24 protein-coding genes and 1 pseudogene are annotated in these 26,276 nt (G+C 69.5%); 9 read left to right on the top strand and 16 right to left on the bottom strand.

Features of this window, described 5'->3' with window-relative positions; genetic code table 11:
• Positions 1-51: 51 nt before the first annotated feature.
• The 3 genes from I004_RS0119055 to I004_RS38285 form a co-directional block, all read right to left on the bottom strand.
• Entirely contained in the window at positions 52-633 is a 582-nt protein-coding gene (locus I004_RS0119055) for an HhH-GPD-type base excision DNA repair protein (RefSeq protein ID WP_028436806.1), read from the bottom strand.
• A 532-nt stretch (positions 634-1,165) separates the two neighbouring features.
• The gene (locus I004_RS34815; RefSeq protein WP_051345191.1) at positions 1,166-1,633 is read right to left on the bottom strand and encodes an SsgA family sporulation/cell division regulator; all 468 of its coding nucleotides are present in this window, start codon (positions 1,631-1,633) and stop codon (positions 1,166-1,168) included.
• Positions 1,634-1,988: 355 nt separating this feature from the next.
• Positions 1,989-2,573 (bottom strand): LysR substrate-binding domain-containing protein, encoded by a 585-nt coding sequence (locus I004_RS38285; RefSeq protein ID WP_486580129.1) that lies wholly within the window; start codon positions 2,571-2,573, stop codon positions 1,989-1,991.
• Between the two features lie 73 nt (positions 2,574-2,646).
• Here I004_RS38285 and I004_RS0119070 point away from each other — a divergent pair, with 73 nt between their 5' ends.
• Positions 2,647-3,198: a TerB family tellurite resistance protein gene (locus I004_RS0119070; protein ID WP_028436808.1), complete on the top strand. Its 552-nt coding sequence runs from the start codon at positions 2,647-2,649 to the stop codon at positions 3,196-3,198.
• Positions 3,199-3,528: 330 nt separating this feature from the next.
• Here the strand turns inward: I004_RS0119070 and I004_RS37610 are convergent, their stop codons facing one another.
• Complete coding sequence (locus tag I004_RS37610; protein WP_051345192.1) at positions 3,529-4,422, bottom strand: LysR family transcriptional regulator; 894 nt, start codon at positions 4,420-4,422, stop codon at positions 3,529-3,531.
• A gap of 135 nt (positions 4,423-4,557) precedes the next feature.
• Here I004_RS37610 and I004_RS0119080 point away from each other — a divergent pair, with 135 nt between their 5' ends.
• The 3 genes from I004_RS0119080 (at position 4,558) to I004_RS39525 (ending at position 7,501) form a co-directional block, all read left to right on the top strand.
• Positions 4,558-5,745, top strand: coding sequence for a CoA transferase (locus I004_RS0119080; protein ID WP_028436809.1), 1,188 nt, complete (start codon positions 4,558-4,560; stop codon positions 5,743-5,745).
• Between the two features lie 15 nt (positions 5,746-5,760).
• Complete coding sequence (locus I004_RS0119085; protein ID WP_028436810.1) at positions 5,761-7,116, top strand: SLC13 family permease; 1,356 nt, start codon at positions 5,761-5,763, stop codon at positions 7,114-7,116.
• 124 nt (positions 7,117-7,240) lie between these two features.
• The gene (locus tag I004_RS39525) at positions 7,241-7,501 is read left to right on the top strand and encodes a WD40 repeat domain-containing protein (protein ID WP_158677054.1); all 261 of its coding nucleotides are present in this window, start codon (positions 7,241-7,243) and stop codon (positions 7,499-7,501) included.
• Between the two features lie 176 nt (positions 7,502-7,677).
• Here I004_RS39525 and I004_RS0119090 read toward each other — a convergent pair whose 3' ends face one another.
• The 8 genes and pseudogenes from I004_RS0119090 to I004_RS0119130 all read right to left on the bottom strand — a co-directional run bounded on the left by I004_RS0119090 (position 7,678) and on the right by I004_RS0119130 (position 18,059).
• On the bottom strand, positions 7,678-8,565 hold the full coding sequence (locus I004_RS0119090) for an aminoglycoside phosphotransferase family protein (RefSeq protein WP_028436811.1): 888 nt from the start codon (positions 8,563-8,565) through the stop codon (positions 7,678-7,680).
• 313 nt (positions 8,566-8,878) lie between these two features.
• Positions 8,879-9,403, bottom strand: coding sequence for a hypothetical protein (locus I004_RS0119095; RefSeq protein ID WP_158677055.1), 525 nt, complete (start codon positions 9,401-9,403; stop codon positions 8,879-8,881).
• Positions 9,404-10,911: 1,508 nt separating this feature from the next.
• Positions 10,912-11,352 (bottom strand): annotated as a pseudogene (locus I004_RS40385) (N-acetylmuramoyl-L-alanine amidase); the annotation flags it as partial.
• Between the two features lie 1,374 nt (positions 11,353-12,726).
• On the bottom strand, positions 12,727-13,773 hold the full coding sequence (locus tag I004_RS34830) for an ABC transporter ATP-binding protein (RefSeq protein WP_051345193.1): 1,047 nt from the start codon (positions 13,771-13,773) through the stop codon (positions 12,727-12,729).
• Positions 13,770-14,741, bottom strand: a complete 972-nt coding sequence (locus I004_RS0119115) for an ABC transporter ATP-binding protein (RefSeq protein ID WP_028436815.1) — start codon at positions 14,739-14,741, stop codon at positions 13,770-13,772. Before I004_RS0119115 ends, I004_RS34830 begins: the two co-directional genes overlap by 4 nt.
• Positions 14,738-15,601 (bottom strand): ABC transporter permease, encoded by an 864-nt coding sequence (locus I004_RS0119120; protein ID WP_028436816.1) that lies wholly within the window; start codon positions 15,599-15,601, stop codon positions 14,738-14,740. Before I004_RS0119120 ends, I004_RS0119115 begins: the two co-directional genes overlap by 4 nt.
• Positions 15,598-16,542 (bottom strand): ABC transporter permease, encoded by a 945-nt coding sequence (locus tag I004_RS0119125; RefSeq protein ID WP_028436817.1) that lies wholly within the window; start codon positions 16,540-16,542, stop codon positions 15,598-15,600. The genes I004_RS0119120 and I004_RS0119125 overlap by 4 nt, the downstream gene beginning before the upstream one ends.
• Complete coding sequence (locus I004_RS0119130) at positions 16,542-18,059, bottom strand: ABC transporter substrate-binding protein (protein ID WP_028436818.1); 1,518 nt, start codon at positions 18,057-18,059, stop codon at positions 16,542-16,544. Before I004_RS0119130 ends, I004_RS0119125 begins: the two co-directional genes overlap by 1 nt.
• Positions 18,060-18,245: 186 nt before the next feature.
• Here I004_RS0119130 and I004_RS34835 point away from each other — a divergent pair, with 186 nt between their 5' ends.
• A complete protein-coding gene (locus tag I004_RS34835; RefSeq protein ID WP_051345194.1) occupies positions 18,246-18,896 on the top strand; it encodes a DUF1028 domain-containing protein in 651 nt (216 codons plus the stop codon).
• A 105-nt stretch (positions 18,897-19,001) separates the two neighbouring features.
• Here the strand turns inward: I004_RS34835 and I004_RS0119140 are convergent, their stop codons facing one another.
• Positions 19,002-19,649, bottom strand: coding sequence for an XRE family transcriptional regulator (locus I004_RS0119140; protein WP_078511453.1), 648 nt, complete (start codon positions 19,647-19,649; stop codon positions 19,002-19,004).
• A 194-nt stretch (positions 19,650-19,843) separates the two neighbouring features.
• Here I004_RS0119140 and I004_RS0119145 point away from each other — a divergent pair, with 194 nt between their 5' ends.
• On the top strand, positions 19,844-20,149 hold the full coding sequence (locus I004_RS0119145; protein ID WP_028436820.1) for a hypothetical protein: 306 nt from the start codon (positions 19,844-19,846) through the stop codon (positions 20,147-20,149).
• 153 nt (positions 20,150-20,302) lie between these two features.
• On the top strand, positions 20,303-21,544 hold the full coding sequence (locus I004_RS0119150; protein WP_078511455.1) for a 4-hydroxybenzoate 3-monooxygenase: 1,242 nt from the start codon (positions 20,303-20,305) through the stop codon (positions 21,542-21,544).
• A 26-nt stretch (positions 21,545-21,570) separates the two neighbouring features.
• Here I004_RS0119150 and I004_RS0119155 read toward each other — a convergent pair whose 3' ends face one another.
• From I004_RS0119155 to I004_RS0119165, 3 genes are all read right to left on the bottom strand, one after another.
• Positions 21,571-21,864 (bottom strand): DUF1330 domain-containing protein, encoded by a 294-nt coding sequence (locus I004_RS0119155; protein ID WP_028436822.1) that lies wholly within the window; start codon positions 21,862-21,864, stop codon positions 21,571-21,573.
• Between the two features lie 28 nt (positions 21,865-21,892).
• Entirely contained in the window at positions 21,893-22,471 is a 579-nt protein-coding gene (locus tag I004_RS0119160; RefSeq protein WP_078511493.1) for a Uma2 family endonuclease, read from the bottom strand.
• A 123-nt stretch (positions 22,472-22,594) separates the two neighbouring features.
• Positions 22,595-24,385 carry a PucR family transcriptional regulator gene (locus tag I004_RS0119165; RefSeq protein ID WP_028436824.1) on the bottom strand — a complete coding sequence of 597 codons (1,791 nt, stop codon included), beginning with the start codon at positions 24,383-24,385 and terminating at the stop codon, positions 22,595-22,597.
• A 364-nt stretch (positions 24,386-24,749) separates the two neighbouring features.
• On the opposite strand from I004_RS0119165, the gene I004_RS0119170 reads away from it, so the two are divergent.
• Positions 24,750-25,664: an FAD binding domain-containing protein gene (locus I004_RS0119170; protein WP_028436825.1), complete on the top strand. Its 915-nt coding sequence runs from the start codon at positions 24,750-24,752 to the stop codon at positions 25,662-25,664.
• Positions 25,655-26,275: a (2Fe-2S)-binding protein gene (locus I004_RS34840; RefSeq protein ID WP_051345195.1), complete on the top strand. Its 621-nt coding sequence runs from the start codon at positions 25,655-25,657 to the stop codon at positions 26,273-26,275. Before I004_RS0119170 ends, I004_RS34840 begins: the two co-directional genes overlap by 10 nt.
• Position 26,276: the final 1 nt, after the last annotated feature.

Consider the following 26,276-nt stretch of genomic DNA (forward strand, 5'->3'; position numbering starts at 1 on the left):
ACACCGTTCCGATCTGCCGGTATTGCCGACCACGATTGCCGGGGCCGCCCGCTATGCCTTCTTCCGGGCGGCCCGCTTCGCCTCCTGCTTGAACGCCCGGACCTGATCCAGCGTCTCCGGACCCGTGATGTCGGCGGCCGAGCGGTGCGCGTCCGCGTCGCCGTACGGGCCGGCGGCCTCGCGCCAGCCCTCCGGGGTCACGCCCATCTGCTTGCCGAGCAGCGCCAGGAAGATCTGGGACTTCTGCTTTCCGTAGCCGGGCAGGGCGTTGAGGCGCTTGAGCACTTCGGCGCCGGTGGGGATGTCGCGCCACACCGCGCTCGCGTCGCCGTCGTAATGATCGACGAGGTACTGGCACAGCTGCTGCACGCGCTTGGCCATCGATCCGGGATAGCGGTGCACGGCGGGCTTCTGCGACAGCAGCGCGGCGAACTGCTCCGGGTCGCTCGCGGCGATCACGTGCGCGTCCAGATCGTCCGCGCCCATGCGCTGCGCGATGGTGTACGGGCCCGCGAAGGCCCACTCCATCGCTACTTGCTGATCCAGAAGCATCCCGGTCAGGGCGGCGAGGGGACTGCGGCTGAGAAGCTCGTCGGCTTCGGGCTGCTGCGCGAGGCGGAGGGTGATGGTCATGCCCCGATGATCGCGCGCTCGCCGTGGTATCGCACGTCTGCCGCCGCGTCTGTCGCAGGGCGTGACCGGCCGGTTGGCCTGAGCCAGGTATGTCGGCTGCCCGCATTCTCGAACGGCAACGACAAGACCCCCGCCTCGCGGAAGCCCAGGCAGCAACGCAGAAGGCGCGCATCCGGTGACGACGTTGCTGGAACAGGTTTTCGTCCGCGATTGCGTCACTGATCTTCGCCTCGTAGCGCTGTACCTCCTGAAACGCGTACGACTCGCGCGGGAATGGCTTAGCGCCTCCGCCCGTCCGGCTTGATGACATAGACGTGAGGCTCACCGCCAGGGACGGTGAGCTCGCAGGACACCCCGGCCAGTACCACGTCCGCTGTCGGAGGCGTAGGCAGACTGCTATCCGACAACGAACGATCCCGGCTGTCAGTTGGTCACCGCGACTGGAGCCCAAACGATGGGGCAGGTCACCAAGCTGTCAGGCGCCCCCAACCCTGATCCCGAGAAATGGGCGGGTGGCCGTCGTACTGTGGTGCTACCAGGAATCCTGTTGCAGATCCCTTACCAGGGCGTCCGTGTCGAGGAGGCGGTCCTCATGCCCGTACGGGACCAACTGGCAAGTTTGCTCGAGCCATTCGGCCAGTGGGACCGCTGCGGTCTCCAGCACTGCGTCGCCGGACGGCGAGTACAGCCTCAGATTGATCTGCGTGCCTCCGTGAGTGGGCCACACGCGCACGTCGCCGCGTCCCACAGGGCGATCCAGGCCCGTCGTCAGCAACTTACGGGAGAAGATCCAGCGGACTGAACTCTGTGTGGCCAGGTGAAAGTCGAGTTGAACGGCGAAGGGGTCGGCGGTCCGGTAGGTGAAACGCGCGTGCAGGGGTGCCGCGCAGTCCGCGGAGAGCACCAGGAAGACTTCCAAGTCGCGGGTCACGCTGGCTGTTCCGGGGTGCTCCCCGCCGTCGCCGTTGCCGCCATTGCCGTCGTCGACGGTGTTGTTCATCGCTCTCACATCCTCCTGCGATCCCGGCCCCGGCTGCCGATTGCTCGCCCGAGCGCCCGATGCGGCCGACAGGACCGGGGGACGGCGCGCCGTGAGTGCGAGGGGACAGAGGCGGGCGGGGAACGCAAATGACCGGGCATGCCGCACGGTGACAGTGGGTGGGTGCTGTCGAGGGGGCGCCGAACGGACGCACGACCCGGATCGTCTCCCGGGCAGCGGCTGGGCGAGGCAGCAACACCTGTGCCATCGGGCGTACTTCGGACAGAAAGCCACCGGGGTCTGGGGCGACGGGCCGTCAGAGTACTCCCCGGGCCTGCCTTGCCGGAATGGGACTTTCGCTGTGAGGGCCGTTGTGCTAAGGGGGAGACGCGGCGGCCCCGGCCCGGAGTGGAGACCTCTCCGCCGTATCTGCACGCCGGCATCCCGGCTTGGAGATCCAGTCACTGCTCGGGAAAGCGTCAAAGCCGGTGCTCGGTGACTGTGCGGATCGCGCTTGAGACCGCGGTGGTGGCGCGGCTCGGGGGAACGTCGGCTGAACCGATGAGTGCGATTCGCCGCGGGCTGTGCGCGCGGATCTCCCGATCGCCGTGACCGCGGGGTCACGGGCGGCTTCGAGCGCGAGAGCGCGCAGCAGGGCGACGCCGAGTCCGGTGGAGACGAGGGTCTGGGTCACGACATAGTCGTCGGTGCTGTGGCGGACGTCAGGCAGGAAGCCGCATCCGGCGGCCGCGGTTCTCAGGTGCGCGAGGCAGCTCGGACAGCCGGCGATCCAGCGCTGGTCGCGGGCGTCGGCGAGGTCTGCTTCCGGGTGCCCCGCGAGAGGGTGCCCGGTGGGCACCTGTTGTCGGTCATCGCGCAGCGGTCCGCGGGATGATGGGTGCCCCGGCTGCTCCCGAGTGTCTGACGGCAGGCAGGCGCTCGCCCGGTCGCGGAACTTCACCGGGGCGGGCCAACGTTGGCAGGGTGCCGCGTGACGGGCGCGGTCGACGCACTCCGAAGTCGAGGTGGCAGCAGTGGCGATGTGGGACCGACTCAAGGATCAGGCCAAGGGGCTCCAGCAGCAGGCGCCGGGCAGGCGTGGGGTGGGTCAGGCGCGACCCGGCGGAGGATCCAGCTCGGGAGGTTCCAAGGCGCAGCTCGTCAGCGCCCTGAAGGCCCAGCTGACCACGCTCAAGGCGGAACTCAAGAGTGGCGGGTTTCGGGACGCGAGCATGGCCGCGTGCGCCCTGGTCGCCGCCGCGGACGGGCATGTCGATCCGGCCGAGCGCCAGCACGTTGAATCCCTCATCCTGAACAATGACGTCCTGCAGAACTTCCCTCCGGCCCAGCTCCGGGAACGGTTCAACAAGCACGTCGACCAACTCGCGGCGAACTTCGCGCATGGCAAGGCCGAGGCGCTACAGGAGATTGCCAAGGTGGCGAAGAAGCCGACCGAGGCCCGTGCCGTGATCCAGACCGGCATCGTGGTGGCCGGGGCAGACGGTTGGGTGGCCCCCGCGGAGGAGCAGGTCCTGCGCGAGGTGTGCGCGGCTCTCGGACTGTCCCCCACGGAGTTTGGCCTCTGAGTCGACTGCCGTATAACTCCCTCCGGGGTCACTCCTCCTGACCACGGCGGCATTCCGGCGTCCTGGTCTTGTGCACTGGCAGCCTCCGTGACGCACTGCCGGGGGAGACGGGAGACAACGCACGTCAAGTGCCGTACGTTTGGGGTTAATTGACTGAATTGACGAGGCATCAGGCGAACCTGAGTCCGGGAGATGGTTTCGTTCACCGATCCGCATCCTGTGCAAGGCCTGCCGATCGTCCACACTCCTTGTCTGTGTCACTGCTATGCCGACCGGGCGCTGACCTGTAAGTCGCAGCCTCCCGTGCTGGGTTCGTGCCAACCCCTGAGTTCAGCGGGGTCCCGGGTCCGAGAGCTCGTCGGCCTTGGCCCGTATGAGCTGCCGGACGATCAGGGCCGATCGCGACGGCTGGCCGTCCTGACGCTGGGTCATGCACAGGTGTACGGGGCGGGCGTCACGCAGGGGCAGCCAGGCCAGGTCGGGGATGTCGGCCGAGGTGTCGAACCCGGCGAGAAGGCCGAGCCCGGCGCCCTGCCCGGCCATCACCTTGACGGTGCGGGCCGACATGGCCTCGACGACGACGTCCGGGGCGGCCACGTGCCGGTGCAGCGTCTCCCACATCACGGTGCCTGTCCGCATGGTGACGACGGGCCAGCTTTCGAGATCGTGCCAGTGGACGTGGTCGCGCCCGGCGAGGGGGTGGTCGGTGCGCGCGTAGACCCCGACGGGGGCCGAGACGAGCGGTACCCGGCGCAGCCCTGCCGCGGCCGGGCTCATCGGCATGGTGATCACTCCGAAGTCGAGTCCGCCGTCGAGCACGGCGGCTTCGATGTCGGTGGATGCTCCCTCGCGGACGGTGAACCGCAGGCCGGGATGGCTCTCGCGGAGGCGGCCGACGACGGGAGCGATGATCGTCTCCGCTGTCACGGAGACGCCGCCGATATGGACGCGGCCGCGGTAGGCGGCGCTCGATTCCATGGCCGAGTCGCGTACCGCGTCCTCGGCCGCGACCAGCCTGCTCAGCGGTTCGAGCAAAGCCTGTCCGGCCGGTGTCGGCTGCACACCGTGCCGGCTGCGCGTGAGCAGGACGACGTCGAGTTCCTCTTCGAGCAGCGCGATCTGCTGGCCGACGGTGGGCTGGCTGACTCCGCACCGAACCGCGGCCGAACGCAGCGATCCCTTCTCGACGGCGGCCAGGAAGTACCGCGCTCTCTCCACCCGCATGGGGCGGACTATAAGGCTGGAGCCTTTCACCTGTGAACTGCTGTCGCGCCTTCCCGGCGCTCAGACGGCAGGGCATTGTGACGGGTGCCCTGGTAGCAGGGCCGGTCCCAGTTCTCCCCGTGAAAGGAATACATAGTGTCCGGTGGCCCGCTGAGCGGAGTTCGCGTTCTGGACGTCTCGACGATCCTGGCCGGTCCTCTCGCGTCCTCGCTGCTCGGCGAATTCGGGGCCGAGGTGATCAAGGTCGAGCATCCCGAGGAGGGCGATCCGGCGCGGCTCTACCCGCCGCTGGAGGACGGCGTCTCCGTGGCGTGGACGATGCACGGCCGGGCCAAGCGCAGCGTCACCGTCGACCTGCACCGTCCCGAAGCCGCGGATCTCGTCGGCAGAATGGCCGGGGCCGCGGACATCGTGGTGACCAACTTCCGCCCCGCGACGCTGCGCCGGTTCCGTATCGACTTCGACGACCTGCGCGCGTACCGGCCGGACCTGGTGATGATCCACGTCAGCGCGTTCGGCCGCACCGGCCCCTACGCCGACCGTCCGGGCTTCGCCCGCGTCGCGGAGGCCTTCGCCGGCCTGACGTACCGCACGGGCGCACCGGACCAGCCGCCGGTATTCGCCGGCTACCCCGTGGCCGACGGCGTCACCGGAATCTACGCCGCGTTCGCGGCCCTGCTCGCGCTGCGTCAGCGGGACCTCACCGGCGAGCCTCAGCTCGCAGACATCCCCCTCTACGAGCCGCTGCTGCGGATGATGGAGGACTTCGTCGTCGAGTACGGCGCGACAGGTGAGCAGCGCGAACGTCAGGGCAATGAGAATCCGCACATCAGCCCCAACAACCTTTACGTGACCCGGGACGGCCGGTGGCTGGCGCTGCCCGCGTCGACCGAGCAGATGTGGCGGCGGCTCGTCGATGTCATGGACGCCCCGGACCTCGCAGTGCACGACTCGATCACGGCACGGCTGGAGCACCGTGAGGAGATCGAGGCTCGCGTCGCCGCCTTCGTCGCGGCTCACGACCTGGAGCCGCTGATGTCCCGGCTCCTGGAGGCCGGCGTGGCCGCGGGGCCGGTGAACTCGGCGGCGGACATCTGTGCCGACCCGCACATCCGCGCCCGCGGGTCGGTGGTGGAGGTACCGGACGAGGACGGGGGACGTCCCCGTCTCATGCAGGCTCCAGCCGGCCGCTTCTCGGGCTTCGACAGCACGATCGGCCGCGACGCCCCGCTTCTCGGTCAGCACACCACCGACGTGCTGCGGGATCTCGTCGGGCTGGCCGAGCCGGAGATCGACGAACTGCGCCACCGCGGAGTGGTCTGAGGAGAGAGCTTGCTCATGACTGTCGCTGTCCTGTCCATCATCGTCCTGGTCGTCCTTTTCGCGGCGACCCTGATATCCGGTTTCGACCTGGGACTGGCCGCTCTGTCCGCGGCGTTCCTCATCGGTCTCGCCGCCGGTGTTCCGGCGGACGACGTGACGAAGTTCTTCCCGGCCGACTTCTTCGTCCTCATCGTCGGAGTGACGGCCCTGTTCGCCGTCGCCCATCTCAACGGAACCCTCGACTGGCTGCTCGACCTGATGCTCCGGCTCGTCGGCGGGCGGCTGATGCTGGTCGCGCTGGTCCCGTTCGTGATCGGCGCCGTGCTGACCGCGGTCGGCACCCTGCCGGCCGCCGCGACCGCCATCGTCGCCCCGATCGCCCTCGGCCTCGCCGCGCGGTACGGGATCTCGCCACTGGTGGCAGCCGTACTCGGCATCACGGGAATCATCAGCGGACTGCTCTCGCCGCTCGCGGTCTACGGCGTCACCGCCCGCGAGCTGAGCACCAAGTCCGGTCTCGGACTGCCCGGTTCGGCCCCGGTGACCTTCCTGCTCGGCGGGCTGGTGACAGGGCTGGTCGTCTGTGCGGGCTGCCTGTTCATCGCTTCACGGGCGGGCGCCGTGCCGCGCGGCGGGGTCTCCGCTCCGGCAGGCGCGGGCGGTACGGGCGGGGGCAAGCTCCCCGAGGGCACCTCTCCGGAAACGAAGGACGCGCCCCGTCCGTACGGCACGGCAGAGAACACCGGGCAGGCAAACGCCCCGGCACTCTCCGAAGCAGGTCCGGGAAGCCGTGGAACCCGCACCCTCACGCTGCTCTGCCTGCTCACCGTCGTCGTTCTCTCGGTCGGCTTCGAGATGAACGTGGGCTACCTCGGCCTGACCGCAGCGGTCGTTCTCCAGTTGGTGCTCAGGCTGAAGCCCGGCGCGATCGTGTCGAAGATCCCATGGGGCGTCGTCCTGCTGATCGGCGGCCTGCTGACGTACGTGGGCCTGATGGAGGATCTCGGCGCGTTCAAGCAGATCAGCGACCTGCTTCAGGTCCAGGGATCGCCGGTCCTCAGCCTGCTGGTTCTCTGCTACATAGCGGGCCTCACGTCGTTCGCCGCCAGCTCCATCGCCGTGTTCGTGACCACCATGCCGCTGTTGCCCCCACTGGTGGCTGACGGCGTCTCCCCCGTCGGCGGCGTGCTCGCCCTGGCGCTGGCCTCGGTACTGGTCGACATAAACCCGCTCGGCATCACCGGAGGACTCATCCTCGGTGCCGCCGAACCGTCGGTACGGCCCCGGCTGTTCCGCCAGCTCCTCACCTACGGCATCGTCTCGATCGTCCTCGCGCCGTTCCTCGCCTGGCTGGCGTTCGGCTGGTGGTAAGGGCCCGACGGACGGGCGGGCAGCCAGCACGCATGGGGCGGCGGTCCAGCCGTTCCGCGTAAGACGATCTTGGATGGGGTACAGGGTGCCTGAGCCGAGGCCACAGCTGGCGGGAAGCTGGCTGGTGCCTCACGTTCGAGTCGATCCCCCGCCGCGCCAGTTCGCTTCCGGCTCCCACGCTCAGGGCTGGGCCACCGCACAACTGGTCGACGGGAAGACCCTCGCCACGGGCAGCACCGACAACGTCATGCGCCTGTGGGACGTGAAAACCGGCAAGGTGCTGTCACCCTTGAAAGGCCACAAAGAGGCTGTCGGAGCAGTGGCGTTCAGCCCCGACGGAAGCGGGGAGTCGACGACACCACAGCGGTGCACGCCATCGCGTTGACCCCCAACTTCCGCTGCACGAATGAGGGTTACGGCGCGCTGGTGACCCATGACATCGTCATCGGTCTTCGTCGGATCGCTGGAGAGCCAGGCAGTGTCCGGCGGATCCGGTCGTGCGCACCGTCCGGTCCACGCCCAGAGGCCGGCGGGGCGAGCGGGCCAGTCCCTGACAGGTGACTACGCCGTGAGGCGGTCCGCTTCGGCCAGCAGCAGATCGCCAAAGGGCTGAAAGCCAATACTGCAGGCGTAGACGCCGCTGACGACTCGGTGGATAGTTCCCCATTCCCAGATGGCGGTGGCATCCACACCGGTACGAGAAGCCAGTTGCTCAGTCCGCGGCCAGAGGTCATCGCCGAGGTCCGGGTTGCAACGCACGATTGTGCCGAGATCGCACGCCGGCTCGGCCCGCAGTCCGGCTGGATCGATGAGCTTGTAGCTGCCGTCACTCGCCTGCAGGGCGTTCATCTCGTGGATATCACCGTGGACCAGAACCGCGGACCGATCGTCGTGGGCAAGGCGACGACGATTCATGCAATTCAGCGCGTCCGCCACTGTGGCAGGCGCACACGGTCGCCCCGCCTGCTCCCATAGTTTTGGCAGCCGATCGGCGTACTGCTCAGCCAACTTCGCGCCGGTCGGAAGGTCAATGTCGGGACCGATCGGACGCCACAGGCGAACGGCCACTTCGCACAGCAAGTTGAGGCGGCTTGCGGGGTCGGCGACGATGTCGTACATCGGAGCCCCAAGGCGCTCCAGCAGAAGGGCTTGTCGACCCACGTCTTCGCCCAACAGCTTGGCGCATCCCACTCCTTCCGCCAGGCGCAACACCATGGCCTCCTGCCCGACGTCCCGACCTGGCACGCCGATCTTGAGGACCGCCGGAGTTCCGCCCACAAGCGTCACCTCGACGACCAGGGCGGCGTGACCGCCCGCGAAGCTGGACCCGATCATCAGAGACCACTCCTGGGCCAGCGAGTCGACCAAGCCTGGCAGTTCGTCCAGCCAGGATTCGTTCCCGTCGGCCATGACCGTCTTGCGGACCTGGTCAGGAATGTCGAGGCTCATACCGCCAACCTAGTGCCGTGATCGCATTGGTTCGCCGGATTGGTTCAGCTTCTCCGAATAAGGGTCGAAGCGGTCGAACTCGCCAAGCAGGTCTCCGGGTGTCGAGTCCGAGCCGTACTGATCCTCCACCCGACCTGTTCATACTGGGGGTTGAAGACAGCTCACCGTGTGACCCTGAGACGGTGCCCCGCTGCTCCAACAACGAGCAGCGGGGCACCAGTTGCTCTCTTGCTGGGACCCGACGCCACCTGAGCGTTGCACGATATGGACCTTCAACAGGTCTGATCGTGTGGGGCAGCAGCGTTTTCTCGCTTCAGCGCCCTTCCCAACCGGGCAGGTTCGCCGACGCCACACCGTTGTTCCTGACCAGGTCGGCCACCTCGTCCGTCGAAACGCGCTTCCAACCCGAATTGCTCGGAAAGTTGATCTCGTTGACGATTACGTTGGTCCCCTTGCGGACCTCGTACTGATACACGTAGTTCACCCGGGTGACGGGTTGACCCTCCGGCGTCAGCATCTGCTGGGATTCCACCGGTTCCATCCCGACCGCTCGAATCTGGTAACTCTGGTCCACGGAGACGTCGATGGCTTCCAGTTTGCCCGGCTTGGTCACGGAGCGCCCATTGACCAGTTCGGTCTCCCCCCGAAGTGACACGGGGATGCTCACTTTCTGACCCGTGAGGTTGGGGTGCCACGCGCTCAACAGGCCGTTGTCCCAACTGGCTTCCGGCAGGGTGCCCGCACTGGGTGGGGCAACATGGCCCGGGACGTACACCTGGGCCGAATACGGAGAAGTGATGCCCCCATCGGGGCTCGGCGGAAGCTTGTAGGCGTCCACCCCAGGCACCTCATACGTCGGGGAAAGAACGTCCCGTCCCTGCTGATATATCGGCTCGGGGAGGTTTCCTGGAGCTGTCGGTAGCGGGGCCCGACCGGCAGGGGCCGGAGCGGCCGGGAGGCCGTCCGCAGCGTGACGTTCGGGTTCCGCAACTGGCCCAGGAGCGGGCGCAGGCGGAGCCCCGAGCAGGCCGCCGAGGTCGGTCGGCGCAATAGTCCCCGGCGGGGGACCCGCGGGCGCCGGACCGGGACCCGCAGGCGCCGGAACCGGAGCGGGAGTGTCCGGGAGGCCGTCGGCTGCGTGACGTTCGGGTTCGGCAACTGGCCCCGGAGCGGGAGCCGGGGGCGGATCCGCAGGTGCCGGGGCAGCCGGAGCTGGGAGGCCGTCGGCTGCGTGACGTTCGGGTTCGGCAACTGGGCCCGGAGCCGGCGGAGGATCTGCAGGGGGTGGGCCCGCCGGGGCCGGAGCCGGACCGTCCGGCCCCGATGCCGGTGCAGGCGGTGGTGCCGGAGTGGGAGTGTCCGGGAGGCCGTCGGCTGCGTGACGTTCGGGTTCGGCAACTGGGCCCGGAGCGGGCGGAGGATCTGCAGGCGGTGGACCCGCCGGAGCCGGAGCCGGACCGTCCGGCCCCGATGCCGGTGCAGGCGGTGGTGCCGGAGTGGGAGTGTCCGGGAGGCCGTCGGCTGCGTGACGTTCGGGTTCGGCAACTGGCCCCGGAGCCGGCGGAGGATCTGCAGGCGGTGGACCCGCCGGAGCCGGAGCCGGACCGTCCGGCCCCGATGCCGGTGCAGGCGGTGGAGCTGGAGTACCGGGGGCCGGTGCTGGCGGGGGTGCCGGGGGGTCAGCAGGCGGCGCAGCCGGGGCGGAGCGGGCGTCGCCGAGTGACTGTGCCGGACCATCGCCGACCGGTGATCGCGGTTCGTCTGCAGGTTTCCGTTCCGGCGAGGAGAAGCGGTTGGTGCCGTGCTGGCTGGACAGTGTCCTTGTCCCGTCCCCATTGTCCCGGACGGTGATCCGGGTGTTGCTTGACCTTGGTGCGTCGTGCGAGGTCGACCCGCCTGTGCGGGTCTGTTGCGCGCTCGCGCCGCCGGCGTTCCCCGGGGTCGCCTTCATGCTCGATCGGACGCTCCCTTGAGCACTCGTACTCGAATCCGGGGCGCTCGCACTGGAGTTGGGCCCGGTGTCGGCTGCGGATGCCGTCCCCGCCGCCGCGAAACTTGCAGCGAAGGCACCCGCTATGACAAATCCACTGCGCTTGGTGGCATACCTGGCCAAAGTACGTTGAAGTTTCCCTGACGGATGACGGTGACGTCCCATCATTCGACATCCTTCCTCGACCGACGCGCGGTTGGCGACGTTTTGTGGGGGTTGTTGGGTTGTTGTGCTTATGGAGTCCGATGAGCTGTGCATTGTCGTTGCTTACGTGAGCTGGCATGTCGTTCCGTCCCCGCACCAACTCACTGGCACGACGCACCCGGCGCAGAGCTGACGCGCCTCCTGTTGCGCGATCATTCGTTCACGTAACCCATGTACTTGTCCCAGTCCCAGTTCGGACCGGGGTCTGTGTGGTCGTTACCGGGGACCTCGGCGTGGCCGACGATGTGCTCGCGGTCCCTCGGGATGCCGTATTTGTCGGTCAGGCTCCTCGTCAGCGCGGCCGAGGAGCGGTACATCTCCTCGGTGAAGTACGACGGGTCGTCGACGTAGCCTTCGTGCTCGATGCCGATCGCCGTGGGGTTGCCGTTACCGACGTGCCAGGCCGTGTCGCCGTCGTCGACCATCTGAGTCACCTGGCCGTCGGAGGAACGCACCACATAGTGGGCACTGACCTCTGCCTCCGGGTTCTTGAACCAGTTGATCGTGCTGTCGTAACTGCCCTGCGTGACGTGGATGACGATCTGTGAGATCGGCGCGCTCCGGCCGGGGGTGTAGTTCGCCGGGTTGGCCGGGTCGAAGTTGGGCGGTGCCGGTGCCGGTGCCGGTGCTGGTGCCTCGGCCGGTGCCGGTGCCGGTGCTGGTGCCTCGGCTGGTGCCGGTGCCGGAGCCGGGGCGTCGGCGGGTGCCGGTGCCGGAGCCGGGGCGTCGGCGGGTGCTGGTGCTGGTGCCGGTGCTGGTGCCGGTGCTGGGGCAGCGGGGGACGCTGGTGCTTGGTCCGGGAGGCCGTCGGCTGCGTGTCGTTCCGGTTCCTCGACTGGTGCCGGAGCGGGTGCGGGTGGCGGTGCCGGGGTGTCCGGGAGGCCGTCGGCTGCGTGTCGTTCCGGTTCCTCGACTGGTGCCGGAGCCGGAGGGCCGTCGTTCGCAGGCGGCGGTCCTGCAGGTGCCGGAGCTTGTCCCGGCGTCGGAGTCTCAGCAGTCGGCGGCGGTCCCAGAGGTCCCGGAGCCGGGGGACCGTCACCCGCGGGCCCGGGGGCCGGTGCTGGGCCGTTGTTTCCGGGCCCGGGCGGCGGACCTGGGGCGTGATCCGGTGTTTGAGCGTCGTTGGCGGGGCCGGGTGCCGGAGCGTTGTTGGCCTGGTCGGGTGCCGGGCCGTCGTTTCCGGGCCCGGGCGGCGGACCCGGAGTGTGATCGGGTGCCGGGCCGTCGTTTCCAGGCCCAGGCGGCGGACCTGGAGCGTGATCCGGTGCGGGCCCGTCACCCGCAGGCCCGATCAGGCCACCGTTCCCGGGACCAGGCGGCGGGCCCGCAGGTCCCGGTGGCGGACCGTCACCCGCAGGCCCCACCAGACCACCGTTCCCGGGCCCGGGCGCCGGTGCGTCGTTCGCGGGTGCCGACGGCGGGGAGGACGAGCTGGTGCCGGGCTGGTTGGAGAGGGGCCTTGGGCCGTCTTCATTGCCGCTGGGAGCGTTCTGGTGACCCTGGCCGCCGACGTTCCCCGGGCCTGCCTGGGCGCTCGATCGGACGCTGCCCTGAGCGTTGGTATTCGAGTCAGGACCAGGCCCCGAATCCGGGGCGGAGTTCGAGCTCGTAGTCGAGTTGGATCCGGGCCCGGAGTCGTCCGCGGATGCCGTTCCGGCGGCTACGGCACTCGCAACGATGGCGCCCGCGATGACGAATCCACTGCGCAGAGCGGCAGATCCCGGCAATCTACGATCCTTTGCCACTGTTGGACGACGGTGACGTCCTGCCATGCGTCTTCCTTTCTTCGACCGACGCGCGTTCGGCGCCGATTCTGTGGGTTTGTTGCGCTTCTGGCGTCCGATGAGCCGTGCATCGTCGCTACCTATGTGGTCCGGTCTGCTGAGATGGCCGCCCCGAACTCCTCCCGGGGCCGAGCTTGTTCAAGCAGTGCTCCCTTCTGGTCGGAGACCGGCGCTGACTTCCGATCAGTGCACGAACCGGCGGAGCCGCTCCGGCGACAGCGAGTCGCCGGTGCGGATGCACCAGACGACGTGGTTGTCGGAGACGGTGGTCTGCGGGACCGGTCCGGCGCATGCGTCGACCGCCAAGGGACAGCGGGTGCGGAACACGCAGCCGGACGGTGGATCGAGCGGGCTGGGCGGGTCGCCGCCGAGCAGGATCCGCTCACGGTCCTTCTCCGCGGCCGGGTCCGCGTCGGGTACCGCGGACATGAGCGCCTGCGTGTACGGGTGCGCAGGCTGGGTGTAGAGGTGGTCCGTGGTGCCTGTCTCCATGAGGCGGCCGAGGTACATCACGACGACGCGGTGGCTCATGTGCTCGACAGCGGCGAGGTCATGGGAGACGAACAGGTAGGTCAGTCCGAGTTCGCCCTGCAACTCCCGGAGCAGATTCATGATCTGCGCCTGGACCGAGACGTCGAGGGAGGCGGTCGCTTCGTCCAGGACGATCAGGTCCGGATTTGCCGCGAGGGCTCGTGCGATGCTCACGCGCTGGCGCTGACCGCCGGAGAGTTCGTGCGGGTACCGGGCGGCGGTCCGTTGTACGAGCCCTACGAGATCGAGGAGTTCGGCCACTCTTCGGTTGCGTTCGGCGCGTCCGGAAAGCAACCGGTGCACGTCCATGGGCTCCCGCACGGTCGCGCCGGCGGTGCGCCTCGGATCGAGTGAGGCGTACGGGTTCTGGAAGACCATCGCGATCCGTCGTCGCAGCTCGCGCGATGGAGCACCTCGCGCTGCCAGTACGTCCTGGCCGTCGAGGCGAACCGTTCCGGACGTGGGCGTCACCAGACGGGTCAGCGCGTTGCCCACCGTCGACTTGCCGGACCCTGATTCCCCCACCAGACCCAGCGTCTGACCACGGTCGACAGTGAAGGACACGTCCTCGACCGCGTGCACCCACGACCGGTGACGCCCCTCCCGCGGGCCCGGGAACCGTACGCACAGGTTCCTCACATCCAGCAGCGGTACGGACCGCGTGTCCCGGGCCGTGCCCGGACCTGGTTCGTATCTCACTGGTCCTCCGGGCAGAACGTGCGCGTGTAGTGGCCGCGCCCGACCTCCACGAGTTCCGGGACCTGGGTCTCGCACCGCGGATCTGCCTTGAGGGGACAGCGGTCGAAGAAGACACAGCCGGACGGCAGTTCACGGGGGTCGGGCGGTGTGCCCGGAATGGCGGTGAGTTGGTGGTGTCGCCTGCCGAGGACGGGACGTGCTCCCAGCAGGCCGCGTGTGTAGGGGTGTGCGGGCGTGCTGTGCAGGGTCTCGACGGGTGCCTGCTCGACCACTTGTCCGCCGTACATCACTACGACGTCGTCGGCGAGCCCGCCCACCACGGCGAGGTCGTGGCTGATCCAGACCACCGCCATGCCCAAGCGCTCCTGCCGTTCGCGCACGAGGTCCAGGATCTGCGCCTGCGTCGTGACGTCGAGCGCCGTGGTCGGCTCGTCCGCCACGAGGACGTCCGGTCCGCAGGACAGCGCGATCGCGATCATCACCCGCTGCCGCATTCCCCCGGACAACTGGTGGGGGTACGCGTCGAGTCGGCGGTCGGGGTCGGGGATGCCGACCGTTTCGAGAAGGGCGCGCGCACGGTCGCGGGCGGCCCGCCGGGTGGCGCCGAGGTGTTCCTCGATGCCCTCGGTGATCTGCCGTTCGACCGTGAGGAGCGGGTTGAGCGAGGTCATCGGGTCCTGGAAGACGAAGCCGAGCCGCCGTCCCCGTATGCCTTCGAGTTCACGCCGGGACAGCGTCAGCAGGTCCCGGCCGCCGAGCAGGGCGCTGCCGGTGACGGTCGCCGGCGGTGGGACGAGCCCCGCCGAGGCGAGCACCGTCATCGACTTCCCCGAGCCGGACTCGCCGACCACGCCCAGCGTCTGCCCCGCCTCGACGGACCACGACACCCCGCGTACGACGCGGGCCGCGCGCTTGCCCCGGCCGAGCACGACCGTGAGGTCGCGCACGGCGAATCCGGGTGTGTTCATCGGCCCCTCCTGGACTCCATGGCGGAACGCTGTCGGGGGTCCAGGACGTCCCGCAGCCCGTCCCCGACGAGGTTGAACGCGAGCACCGTGACGAAGATGGCGAGCCCCGGGAAGACGCTCATCCACCAGGCGTCGGTGAAGCCCTTGCCGTCGAAGAGCATCCGCCCCCAGGACGGTTGCGGCGGCTGCACGCCGAGCCCGAGGAAGGACAGCGCCGCCTCCGAGAGGATCGCGAACGCCAGGCTCAGCGAGGTCTGGACGATGACCGGTGCCGAGACGTTGGGCAGCACGTGGGTGCGGATGATGCGCAGCGGTCCGGCGCCGATGGCGGCGGCGGCCCTCACATACGGCTCCTCGCGCAGTGCCAGCGCACTCGCGCGCGTGACGCGGGCGAACACCGGCACGTACACCACGCCGATCGCCACCGTCGCGGTGGTCACCCCGGGCCCCAGCACCGCGACGATCGCGATGGCCAGAAGCATGATCGGGAACGCGAAGACCACGTCGACGAGCCGCATGATCACGGTGTCGGCCCAACCGCGGAAGTAGCCGGCGACGAGACCGAGAACCACTCCGACGACCAGCGCGATGCTCACACTGATCAGGCTGACCTCCAGGGAGACCCTGGCGGCGAGGACGACGCGGCTCAGGACGTCGCGTCCCAGGTCGTCGGTGCCGAACCAGTGCTCCAGGCTCGGGGGTTGCAGGGCACGGGTGACGTCGACGGCGTTCGGACCGTAGGGGGCGAGTTGCGGGCCCATTAAGGCGAGGGTCACGAGCAGGGCGACGACGCCGAGCCCGGCTGCCGACACGGGGCGCCGCAGCAGATGGCTCCACGCGGAGAACGGACGGGCGCTCATCGGATCGATATCCTCGGGTCGATTCGCGCGTACAGCAGATCGACGGCCATGCTGACGAGCAGGAACAGCGCCGCGACCAGCAGCACCGCCCCCTGCACCACGGGATAGTCCCGTGCCGAGACGGCGTCGAACGTCAGTCGCCCCAACCCGGGCCAGGCGAAGACCACTTCGATGACGATGACCCCGCCCATGAGGACCGCCGCCTGCACGCCGATCACGGTGATGACGGGGACCATCGCGTTGCGGACCACATGCCGGCTCCTCACGATGCGGCGCCGCAGGCCCTTGGCGCGGGCGGTGCGCGCGTGTTCGGAGCCGAGGGATTCAAGGACGGCGCTGCGGACGAAGCGGGTGATGATCGCTCCGGAGACCAGGCCCACTGCCGTCGCGGGCATGATCACCCTGGAGAGCCAGCCGAGGGGGTCCTGGGTCAACGGCACGTAACCGGACGGCGGCAGCCACCCCAGCGTGCTGGAGAAGAGCAGGATGAGCAGGATGCCCAGCCAGAAGTCCGGTACGGAGACGCCGAATTGGCTTACGACGCGCACGATCGTGTCGCTGATCCTGCCCTGGTGCGTCGCCGCGTAGACGCCGAGGGGAAAGGCGATTCCCACGGCGATGACCATCGCCGCGAAGGCCAGGGACAGCGTCGCCGGAAGGCGTTCGAGCAGTACGAGCGTGACCGGTTCCCCAGTACGGAAGCTCACGCCCAGATCACCGGTGACAGCGCTGCCCACGTAGTGGAAGTACTGGCTGACCAGCGGCCGGTCGAGCCCCGACGCGGAACGCAGCGCCTGGTAGGACTCCGGCGTGTACTGCGTGCCCAGCGCCACCCGCACCGGGTCTCCCGGCACGAGATGCATCAGGGCGAAGACGACGACCGTCACGCCCAGCAGTACGACCGCGGCGTGCCCGGCACGGGCCAGGGTGAAGCGCAGCATCAGTCGGCCGGCCTCACGTCACGGAAACGGGTGGCACCGTCGCTGCGGACCTTGTATCCCTCCAACTGCGGTGCCCACACCTGCACGATGTCGGGGTTGTAGAGATAGATGTAGCTCGCGTCGTCGGCGATCTGCCGGGCTGCTTCCGCGTAACGGTCCTTGCGGGCCTTCCTCCCGGACTCCTTCTGGCCCGCCTCCAGCAACCGGTCGACCTCGGGGTTCGCGTACTGCTGGAAGTTGAAGTTCCCCTTGGAGTGGTGCTGCGCGTAGTAGAAGTCCTCGGCGTCCAGATTGCCGAGCCAGCCGAGCATCAGCATGTCGTATTCGCCCTTGCCCTGCTTGTCCAGCCATGTGGCGAAGTCGACCTCGCGGGGCTTGACGGTGATCCCGGTCTTCTCGAGCTGGGACGCGATCACCTGGGCCGTGATGATGGTCTCCGGGTACTCCTTGGTCACCAGCATGTCGATCGTCAGGTCGTGCACGCCCGCCGCGGCGAGCAACTTGGCCGCGCGGCGCGGGTCGTGCGAGTAGGGCGAGTACGCGGTGTACCAGGGGTTGGTCTTCGGTATGGCCAGCTGGTTCACCGTCGCGTTGCCGTACTGCGTGGCCTGGACGATGGCCTTGCGGTCGATGCCGTAGGCGATGGCCCGTCGGACTCTCGGATCGTCGAACGGACGGCGGTCCTGGTTGGCCGCCAGATACCAGTAGTCGTTGCCCACGGCCGTGTCGAGCTTGAGGTCCTGGTTCTGCGAGACCCTCTCGACCTGCTGCGGCGGGATGTTGTCGGTCCAGTTGATCTCACCGGCCTCCAGGTCCGCGACGGCTGTCGTGGGCTCGGATATGAACCGGAACGTCAGCGTTGGGATCTTCGGAGCACCGCCCCACCAGTGCGGGTTGGCCTTCAGCCTGACCGACTCGCCGGGGTTGTAGTCGTCGAAGGAGAAGGGCCCGGTGCCGACCGGGTGGGTCTTGATCTTCCCGCTCTCGACGTTCTTCTTGTTGACGATGGCAAGCCCTTTGTGGCCGCCGATCCTGGAGAGCAGGTTGTACAGGGGCTTGTCGAGCTTGAGCACGACGGTCGAATCGTCCGGCGCCGAGATGTCCTTGACGCCGTCGAAGCGCCAGGCGTTGCCCAACTTCTCGTCGATGATGCGCCTGTACGAATAGACGACGTCGTCAGCGCCGAACGTGGAGCCGTCGTGCCAGGTGACGCCCTCGCGGAGGGTGAACGTCCAGGTGAGCCGGTCCTCGCTGACCTTCCAGCGCTCGGCCAGCGCCGGTTTCATGGCGAGGTTCCGGTCCGGCTCGACCAGTGTGTCGAAGGTGTTCTCCAGAACCTCGAAGGAGAAGTACGCCGATGTGCGGTGCGGGTCGAATTGATCCGGCTCGCCGGCGATCGCGGCCACGATGCCGGAGCCGTCCTTGCTGAGTCCGCGGTCCACTCCGGTGCCGGGCGAGCAGGCACCGAGTAAGGCCAACACGAGTGCCGCGCCTGCCCATCGGCTCAGCCGTCTCACGCCCTACCTCCCCCGTTTCGGGTGACTGGTCGTCGACACCCGCCATCATTAAGATGAAGGTGCATCATTATTGCGAAGCACGGCGGGCACGTTACGAACCTCGGCGAGTGAGGTCAAGACAGTGCCCGGAACCCGTTACCCGGAGATGACACGGGCAGCGGCCCGGCCGATCAGAGAGGAAGACGTGTGACCTATTCCCTGGTGGTACGGGACGGTGACGGGAGCTTCGGCGTCGTCACCGCGTCGAAGTCCCTCGCCGTGGGCGCCTCCGTACCCGCCGTGGCCGCGGACGCGGGCGCCCTCGTGACACAGGCCCACACCAACACGACGTTCGCCGAGCGTGGGATCACGCAGCTGCGTGCCGGATTCGACGCGGCTCAGACGGTCGAGCGCCTGATCTCCTCCGACCCGGGACGTTCACTGCGACAGCTCGCGGTGCTCGGTCCGACGGGTGAAGCCGCTGCGTGGACCGGCACCGACTGCACGAACGCCGCTGGACATCTCCTCGGTCCCGGATGCGTCGCCGCCGGGAACTGTCTGAGTGGAAGGCCAGTTCTCAGCGCGCTGCGGGACACGTTCCTGGCCTCGGTCGGCACGCTCTCCCATCGCCTGATCGCGGCCCTCGCCAGCGGCGAGGAAGCTGGTGGGGACCGTCGCGGCAGGCAGAGCGCCGCACTGCGCGTCGTCGGCCCGGCCGACGACGGCAACCTCCGAAGCGCGGCCCGTGTCGACCTGCGGGTGGACGATCACGAAGACCCCGTCGGCGAGTTGCGCCGCCTGCTCGCGCTGCACGATGTCTTCACAGGCGCGGCGGACCCGTCTCGGCATGGCCGCTGAAGGCGGTGCCGCCCGCCGCGTGGTTCACCGCGATAGCCCGAACCCGGCCTGCCGTACGGCCAGTTCGGCGTGCCGCTGCTGAACGCCCCGCCCGTGACGGGGCGTTCAGAAGGCCAGGGGGATGACCGCTCCGAGCACCACGGTGGTCTCCGTCCCGGGGTTGGCCCACCAGTGGGCGGCCGTGCAGTCGTAGGTGATCGTGTCGCCCTGCGACAGTTCGACGATCTCCTGACCGATGCTCACCTTGAGCCGGCCTGACAGCACGACGACGCACTCTTGGCCCAAGTGGCGATAGGAACGTCCCTCATTGCTGAACCCCGGAGGCACCTCGCTCCGGATCACTTGCAGACGTCCGCTCGACGGGGTCAGCAACTCGCGCAGCACCTGCGAGTCGCGTGTGTCATCGCTCGGCGCGGGCAGCCGGGGGCCGAGACCGGCGCGGACGACGTGGTGCTCGGGCTCGGGTGCTCCCTGGAGCAGCTGCACCAGTGGAATGCTGAGTGCGGCGGCCAGACGCTGCAGCGTCTGGAGGGAGGGATTGCCCTGACCGCGTTCGAGCTGGCTCAGCGCGCCCGTACTCACGCCCGCGCGGGACGCGAGCGCTTCGACGGTCATGCCCAGGACGCGCCGCGTCGAACGGACGGTCGTCCCGATGGTGGCCAGTTCGCCGTCACGGTCTCCGGCGGGAGCGCCCCGGGACTCTGCGAACTCCCCTGCTGAACCGTCGGGTTCCCCGGCGGGTTTCCCCGGCATCCATCACCCCTCGGTACACCGCTCCGGTCGGACGCCCTCATGAGCGCCTCAGGATTCTATGCGTCCGCGGTAGCGCGCCCGGAGCGCCGGCCCCCACATCCGTACGTGGCGCCGATTCCGGCCAGATCCGCTTCTTGCGCCCACCGTTGACCGGCTGGGCCCCGTGCTCGTGGCGAGGGAGACGTCCATGCCCGATGATCGCGCTCCCGTGGCGGTATCGCACGTACTTCGCCCGGTTGGCCCAGAGTCGCCTGTACGTACCGGGCCGCGCGCGGACACTCTGGGACGGACGGATCACGGAACCGAACGCCTATCCCGAAGGGAGGCCCGTGGACGGTGAGCACCGGCCGCCAGGCGACGGCGGTGTGCACGGTGACAGCCGGGACGGCAACTGTGGCAGTGGCAGTGGCAGTGGCAGGGCTGTGGCAGTCGGCATGCTCGTACTGACCGTGCTCACTGTCGTGATGGCCGCGGCCGCGGCCTGGCGACTGCTGTCGTAGATCCGGTCGCGTATGTGCCACAGCCGTGGACAGGCCGTTCCGCAGCCCACCCGACCCCAGCCACCTGTGTCCCCGTGCCGCTGTACACCAAGATCACGCTGTTCTAATCTTGGGCGCCTGCCCGGTGGTTGACGCTTCGTTCGGGAGGTTCGCGTGGTTCCGGAGCAGCAGGAGGCGGGTGCCTCCGCACGCACTTCGACGCCGGGCGACGAGACGACCTCCGTCGTCATCGTCGGGGCCGGCCCCGCGGGTCTCACTCTCGCGAATCTGCTCCACTCGGAGGGCGTCGGCTGCGTGCTGCTGGAGGCCGAGAGCCGGGAGTTCATCGAAGCGCTGCCCCGCGCGGGTTTCCTGGAGGAGTGGGCAGTACGGGCTCTCGAACGGCGAGGTCTCGCCGGCCCCGGTCTGCTCGGGGCGGAGGCGCAGGGCGACTGCGAGTTCCGGCTGGACGGGACGCGTCACGTCTTCCGCTACGGCGCGCTCTCCGGCCAGCGCCACATCGTCTACCCACAGCAGTTGCTGGTGACGGACCTGGTGCGCGCCTTCGCCGACGAGACGGGCGGCGACGTGCGGTTCGGCGCCAGGAACGTCGCGGTGCACGGCATCCGCACGGACCGTCCCTCCGTCTCCTACACCGATCCGGAAACAGGGCAACAGCGCACCGTCTCCTGCGACTTCGTCGCGGGCTGCGACGGCGCCCGGGGGTCCTCGCGTGCCGCGATCCCCGAGGGCGGCATCGAGATCTTCCGGCACGATCTGGGAGTGGGCTGGCTGGCGCTGCTGGCCGAGGCGCCGCCGTCCGCGGAGAGGGTCGTCTTCGGACTCCATCCGCAGGGCTTCGCGGCGCACATGGCCCGCGGGCCGCAGGTCACCCGCTACTACCTGGAGTGCCCGCCGGGGGATTCACCGGACAACTGGCCGCACGAGCGCGTCTGGAGCGAACTGCGCACGCGGCTCGGCGCACGCGACGCGGGGCCGCTGAACGAGGGCGAAGTGGTCGAGCGCCGCGTGCTCGACATGCACAACTACGTCGTGGAACCGATGACTTACGGCCGATTGCATCTCGCGGGCGACGCGGCTCACCTCGTGGCGCCCGTCGCGGCGAAGGGCATGAATCTCGCGCTGAACGATGCGCTGCTGCTGTCCGACGCCTTCCGCGCGTACTACCGGGAGGGCGACGAGAGTGGCCTCGAGGGATACTCCGACGCCTGCCTGAGGCGGGTGTGGCAGTACCAGGACTTCAACAAGTGGGTCTCGGAGATCGTCCACGGCCCGTCCTCCGGCGACCCGTTCAGGGCGGGGACGGCCGCCGCCCGGCTGCGGCGCATGACGCGGTCCGAGAAGGCGGGGCGGGCCGTCGCCGGGCTGTACATCGGCAGCGACGCCGACCACTGACTGCCCGCGGGGCGGTCGGCGGAGGTCTACGCGACGCCGTCGACGAAGAGCAGACGGCGGTCCAGGGCCGTGGCACGCAGCGCGAGAGCCTCGGCGTACTCGGGGGAGTCGTACCAGCGTCGCGCCGAATCCATGTCGGGGAACTCCACGACGATCAGAAGGGACTCCTGCGGCCAGGCGCCCTCGACCACTTCGGGGCGCTGCCCGCGGGAGAGATACCTCCCGCCGTGCAACTCGATGGAGGCGGTGGCCAGTTCGCGGTAGGTTCCGGCCTTCTCCTCGTCTAAAACGGTGACTTCGGAGATCACGTAGGCGGACATGGCACCGAGCCTAGTGACCGCCCCTCCGTCAGTCGCGGGGAAAGTTCTCCGTCGAGAGCGTCAGGCCGACGGGAGTGTCCGACAGGTCGACCTGTTCGCCGAAGTCCACGGTGAGATCCCGGCCGTAGCCTCCGTCCTTCGGGTGCGTGAAGAGACGGCAGCGGCCGACGTACGGGTCGACGATCAGGTACGCGGGGACGCTCGACGAGGCGTACGTCGCCAGCTTGGGGCCGTAGTCGTTGGCGGCGGTCGAGCGGGAGACGACCTCCATGACGAACTCGATGTCCTGCGGGGCGAAGAGACCGCGTGCGTCGGGGGTGGCGTCGTCGGCGATCTTGACCAGGTCGGGGGCGAACCCGTTGAGATGGCCGGGGAAGTCGATCCGTACATCGGAGTCGATCTCGGCTGTCTCGCCGAGATGGTTCTCCAGTTGCCGCAACACCCTTCGGATGATCTTCCAGTGGGTGCGACGCTGCGGCGACATGTGCACGGACCCCTCGACGATCTCGACCTTGTAGCCCTCGGGGACGGGCATCCGCTCCAGCCGCTCGAACAGCTCGTCCAAGGTGAGCTCGTCGGGCTCTGTCATCTCGATCCTGTCGGTCATGACGGTCACGGTGACGCTCCTCCCCGCCGCGCCGGATCGCGCAGCCGCGCAGTACAACGATACGCACAATTCGGGAGTTACGGCCGCCCCGTCCGTGTAAAGCCGTGGGGTTCGCCCCTGCGCTCAACTCAGGCGCAGCGCAAGGAAGAAGTCGAGCCTGTCCTCCAGGCGGGACAGGTCGCGGCCGGTGAGCTGTTCTATTCGGCCCATGCGGTACCGGAGGGTGTTGACGTGCAGGTGCAGCTGGTCGGCACAGCGCGTCCAGGAGCCGTCGGCCTTGAGGAACGCGGCGAGGGTGGGGAGCAGTTCGGCTCGGTGGCGGCGGTCGTAGTCGTGCAGCGGCGCCAGGAGACGTGCGGTGAAGGCGCGGCGGACGTCGTCCGGGACGAAGGGGAGGAGCAGCACGTGCGAGGCCAGCTCCTGATGCCCGGCCGCGCACACCCGTCCCTCGCGTGCGGCGGCGACCCGCCGCGCGTGGCGTGCCTCTTCGAGCGCGCCGTGCAGCCCGTCGGCGGAGTGCACGGTCGCGCTCACGCCGAACGTGAGCCGCTCGCCGTCGGCCAGCCCCCGTTCCAGCGGCTCGCGGACCGCGGCGAGCAGGGTTTCCGCGTCGAGGCCCTGTCCGGCGGAACGGAGAGCGTCCGGGTCGGCCGTGGCCTCGGTCGTTCCCGGTTCCGGTGTCGCGTCCCCGTCGTTCGCCGTGCCGCTGTCGTGTGCGAGGGCCGGCAGCGGCACGAGGGCGACGGCCTCGCTGCCGGTGTGCGCGACCGCGGTGCGGTCGGCCGTCTCCTCGCCGGTCGTACGGGGGTCGAGGAGGATCTCCTCCAGGAGCGACCGGCATTCGCGGCTGTCTCCGTGACGCGGGCCCTCCAGCCGCGCGACGACGACCTGCCAGTGGGGGGCGCTGCCCAGGCCGGGCAGCAGCACCGGGGCGGCGACGCGCAGGCGTGCGGCGATCTCGGCGGGCGGTGCCCCCGCGTGGAGGAGCTCCAGCACTTCGGTGGCCAGCCGGCGGCGGACCGCGCGGGCGGCGTCGCGGCGGTCGCGTTCGACGGCGATCAGCTGTGTCACGCCGTGCAGAAGGTCGAGGCGTTCGTCGGGCCAGTCGCCCGCGTCGTCGTCCACGGCGAGGAACCAGTCCGACAGGCCGGGGGCATCCTGCGGTGCGGCTTCGCCCCCCGGGCCGGGTGGCGGGCCGGTGCCCTGGACGGGGAAGAGCGAGTATGTGGTGCCGTCCGCGGTGACCCGGTGCGGGCGGAGGCCGGGACGCCTCCCGCGTGCGGTCAGGTGCGCGGCCGCCAGGCGGGAGCGCACCCGCGGTGTCAGGGGTCGCCGCCGCGGGCCGCCACCGGCTCCTCCGGAGCCCTCACCGGTGCTGCCGCCCGGGCCCGCCACCGTGCGGCCCGTGACGGACAGCACCCACGCCCGCAGGTCCAGGTCCGAGCCGAGGAGGTCGAGTACGACGTCGGGGCCGCCCCCCGTGGGGCCGGAGGACATCATCCGCCGGTGCCGGTCCACCACGGCGGCCAGGTCGCCCGCCCGTTCCGTGGAGACCTGCCGCAGTACATGCTCGGTCACGGTCGCGAAGGCGACGTCCTCCGTCACGGCGAACAGGGGCAGCCCGTGCTCGGCACAGGCCGCCACCAGCGGCTCCGGGACGAGGCCCAGCTCGGCCTCGCCCGCCGCCAGCCCCGCGACGCCGGCGCCCACGAGGATGCGGACGAAGGGTGCGGCATCCTCCGGCGCCCGGTACCAGGCGATGCCGGTGAGGACCAGCTCGTCCCCCGACAGGTAGCGGCCGGGGTCGCGCAGGTCGGTGGTCATGACGCCGCGCACCGTCCGGTCCAGCTCGTCCTCCCCGGTGAGGAGGCGCAGACCGAGGGAGCCCGTCTCCAGAAGTGCGCTCAGGCGCATGATCGTTCGCCCCGTTCTGTGGATGTCGTTCTGGCTCCGCCCTGGCTCCGGCCGGTCCTGCCGAGGCTCCGGGAGCGGAAGGGGGAGCGTAGCTGCGCGGGCGGAGCGGGGTTCCGGTGCGGTCCCGTGCTGTGCTCCGTGTGATGCCGCGAGCAGCGTGCTCCACGGTGTTCGTACGAATCTACAAGACGGCGGACGCGGAGGGGCAGGAGCTTCATGGTTTCCGTGACTCCCCGCCGCGGGCCAGGCATCGGTGTACTGAACCGGTATCGCCCGCACGGCGCGTACGCCGACGAGCCGGGCACGTCCGAGACTCCCGCGTACGTCAGCGACCCCAAGCGAACAGCGAATAGAGAAGAGCCCCATGGACTTCCTGCGTCCCGCCAGGTGGGAGGAGGCGCTCGCCGCGAAGGCCGAGCACCCCACCGCCGTGCCCATCGCGGGCGGCACCGACGTCATGGTCGAGATCAACTTCGACCAGCGCCGTCCCGCACAGCTGCTGGACCTGAACCGCGTCACCGAGCTGCACGAATGGGAGACGGGGGAGGAGAACGTGTCTCTCGGCGCGTGTGTCCCCTACACGCGGATCATCGAGAACCTCCGGCGTGAACTGCCGGGTCTCGCGCTCGCCGCACACACGGTCGGCTCCCCGCAGATCCGCAACCGGGGCAGCGTCGGCGGCAACCTCGGCGCCGCGTCTCCCGCAGGCGACTCGCATCCCCCGCTGCTCACCGCGGGTGCGGAGGTCGAGGCCGAGTCCGTACGCGGCTCCCGGCGCATCCCCGTCGAGGACTTCTTCACCGGCGTCAAGCGCAACGTGCTCGCCGACGACGAACTGATCAAGCGGGTGCACATCAAGAAGGCGGGCGGACCGCAGCAGTTCTCCAAGATCGGCACCCGCAACGCCATGGTCATCGCCGTGTGCGGCTTCTCCGTCGCCCTCCACCCCGAGCGGCGCGCGGTGCGTGCCGCTGTCGGCTCCGCGGCGCCCACGCCCTTCCGTGCGTCTGCGGCCGAGGACTTCCTGAACGCCGCCCTTGAGGAGGAAGGGCTCTGGGACAACGGCAGGGCCATCCCGCCGTCGGTGACGCAGCGGTTCGCCGCACTGTGCTCCGCGGCGTGCAACCCCATCGACGACGTGCGCGGCAGCGCCGCATACCGCCGGCACGCCGTCGGCGTGATGGCCCGCCGGACGCTCGGCTGGGTCTGGGAAAGCTACCGGGGCAGCGCCGTGGGCGGCGGCGCCGGCACCGACGAAGGAGGCGCCCGATGCGCGTGACATTCACCGTCAACGGACGGCGGCACGAGGCCGACGACGTGTGGGAGGGCGAGTCGCTGCTCTACGTCCTGCGCGAACGCATGGGTCTGCCGGGCTCCAAGAACGCCTGCGAGCAGGGCGAATGCGGTTCCTGCACGGTGCGACTGGACGGCGAGTCCGTGTGCGCCTGCCTGGTGGCCGCCGGGCAGGTCGAGGGCAGGGACGTCGTGACCGTCGAAGGGCTCGCCGACTTCGCACGGCAGCGCACTGAGGCCCCCTCCGCGGCCGCGTCCGTATCCACCTCTGCTGCCGATGAGCAGCGCTGGCAGGCCATGCCCTCGGTGGACGCCGACGTGCGCCTCTCGCCCGTACAGCAGGCGTTCATCGACGCGGGCGCCGTCCAGTGCGGCTTCTGCACCCCGGGTCTGCTCGTCGCCGCCGACGAACTCATCGAGCACAACGCGCGGCCCTCAGACGCGGACATCCGCGAGGCCCTCTCGGGGAACCTGTGCCGCTGCACCGGCTACGAGACAATCCTCGACGCCGTGCGCCTGGCCGCTGCCCGTACGGACCACGCGGAAGGATCCTCACCGGGCCCCGGAGCGGGCCCCGCACAGGGAGAGGTGGTCTGAC

The sequence above is a fragment of the Streptomyces sp. TAA486 genome (genome assembly GCF_000426165.1).

Coding starts and splice junctions, on each gene's coding strand:
- I004_RS0119055 (WP_028436806.1), bottom strand. CDS start 633: ATGACCATCACCCTCCGCCTCGCGCAGCAGCCCGAAGCCGACGAGCTT.
- I004_RS34815 (WP_051345191.1), bottom strand. CDS start 1,633: ATGAACAACACCGTCGACGACGGCAATGGCGGCAACGGCGACGGCGGG.
- I004_RS37610 (WP_051345192.1), bottom strand. CDS start 4,422: ATGCGGGTGGAGAGAGCGCGGTACTTCCTGGCCGCCGTCGAGAAGGGA.
- I004_RS0119085 (WP_028436810.1), top strand. CDS start 5,761: ATGACTGTCGCTGTCCTGTCCATCATCGTCCTGGTCGTCCTTTTCGCG.
- I004_RS0119090 (WP_028436811.1), bottom strand. CDS start 8,565: ATGAGCCTCGACATTCCTGACCAGGTCCGCAAGACGGTCATGGCCGAC.
- I004_RS0119115 (WP_028436815.1), bottom strand. CDS start 14,741: ATGAACACACCCGGATTCGCCGTGCGCGACCTCACGGTCGTGCTCGGC.
- I004_RS0119120 (WP_028436816.1), bottom strand. CDS start 15,601: ATGAGCGCCCGTCCGTTCTCCGCGTGGAGCCATCTGCTGCGGCGCCCC.
- I004_RS0119125 (WP_028436817.1), bottom strand. CDS start 16,542: ATGCTGCGCTTCACCCTGGCCCGTGCCGGGCACGCCGCGGTCGTACTG.
- I004_RS0119140 (WP_078511453.1), bottom strand. CDS start 19,649: ATGCCGGGGAAACCCGCCGGGGAACCCGACGGTTCAGCAGGGGAGTTC.
- I004_RS0119145 (WP_028436820.1), top strand. CDS start 19,844: ATGATCGCGCTCCCGTGGCGGTATCGCACGTACTTCGCCCGGTTGGCC.
- I004_RS0119155 (WP_028436822.1), bottom strand. CDS start 21,864: ATGTCCGCCTACGTGATCTCCGAAGTCACCGTTTTAGACGAGGAGAAG.
- I004_RS0119160 (WP_078511493.1), bottom strand. CDS start 22,471: ATGACCGACAGGATCGAGATGACAGAGCCCGACGAGCTCACCTTGGAC.
- I004_RS0119165 (WP_028436824.1), bottom strand. CDS start 24,385: ATGCGCCTGAGCGCACTTCTGGAGACGGGCTCCCTCGGTCTGCGCCTC.
- I004_RS0119170 (WP_028436825.1), top strand. CDS start 24,750: ATGGACTTCCTGCGTCCCGCCAGGTGGGAGGAGGCGCTCGCCGCGAAG.
- I004_RS34840 (WP_051345195.1), top strand. CDS start 25,655: ATGCGCGTGACATTCACCGTCAACGGACGGCGGCACGAGGCCGACGAC.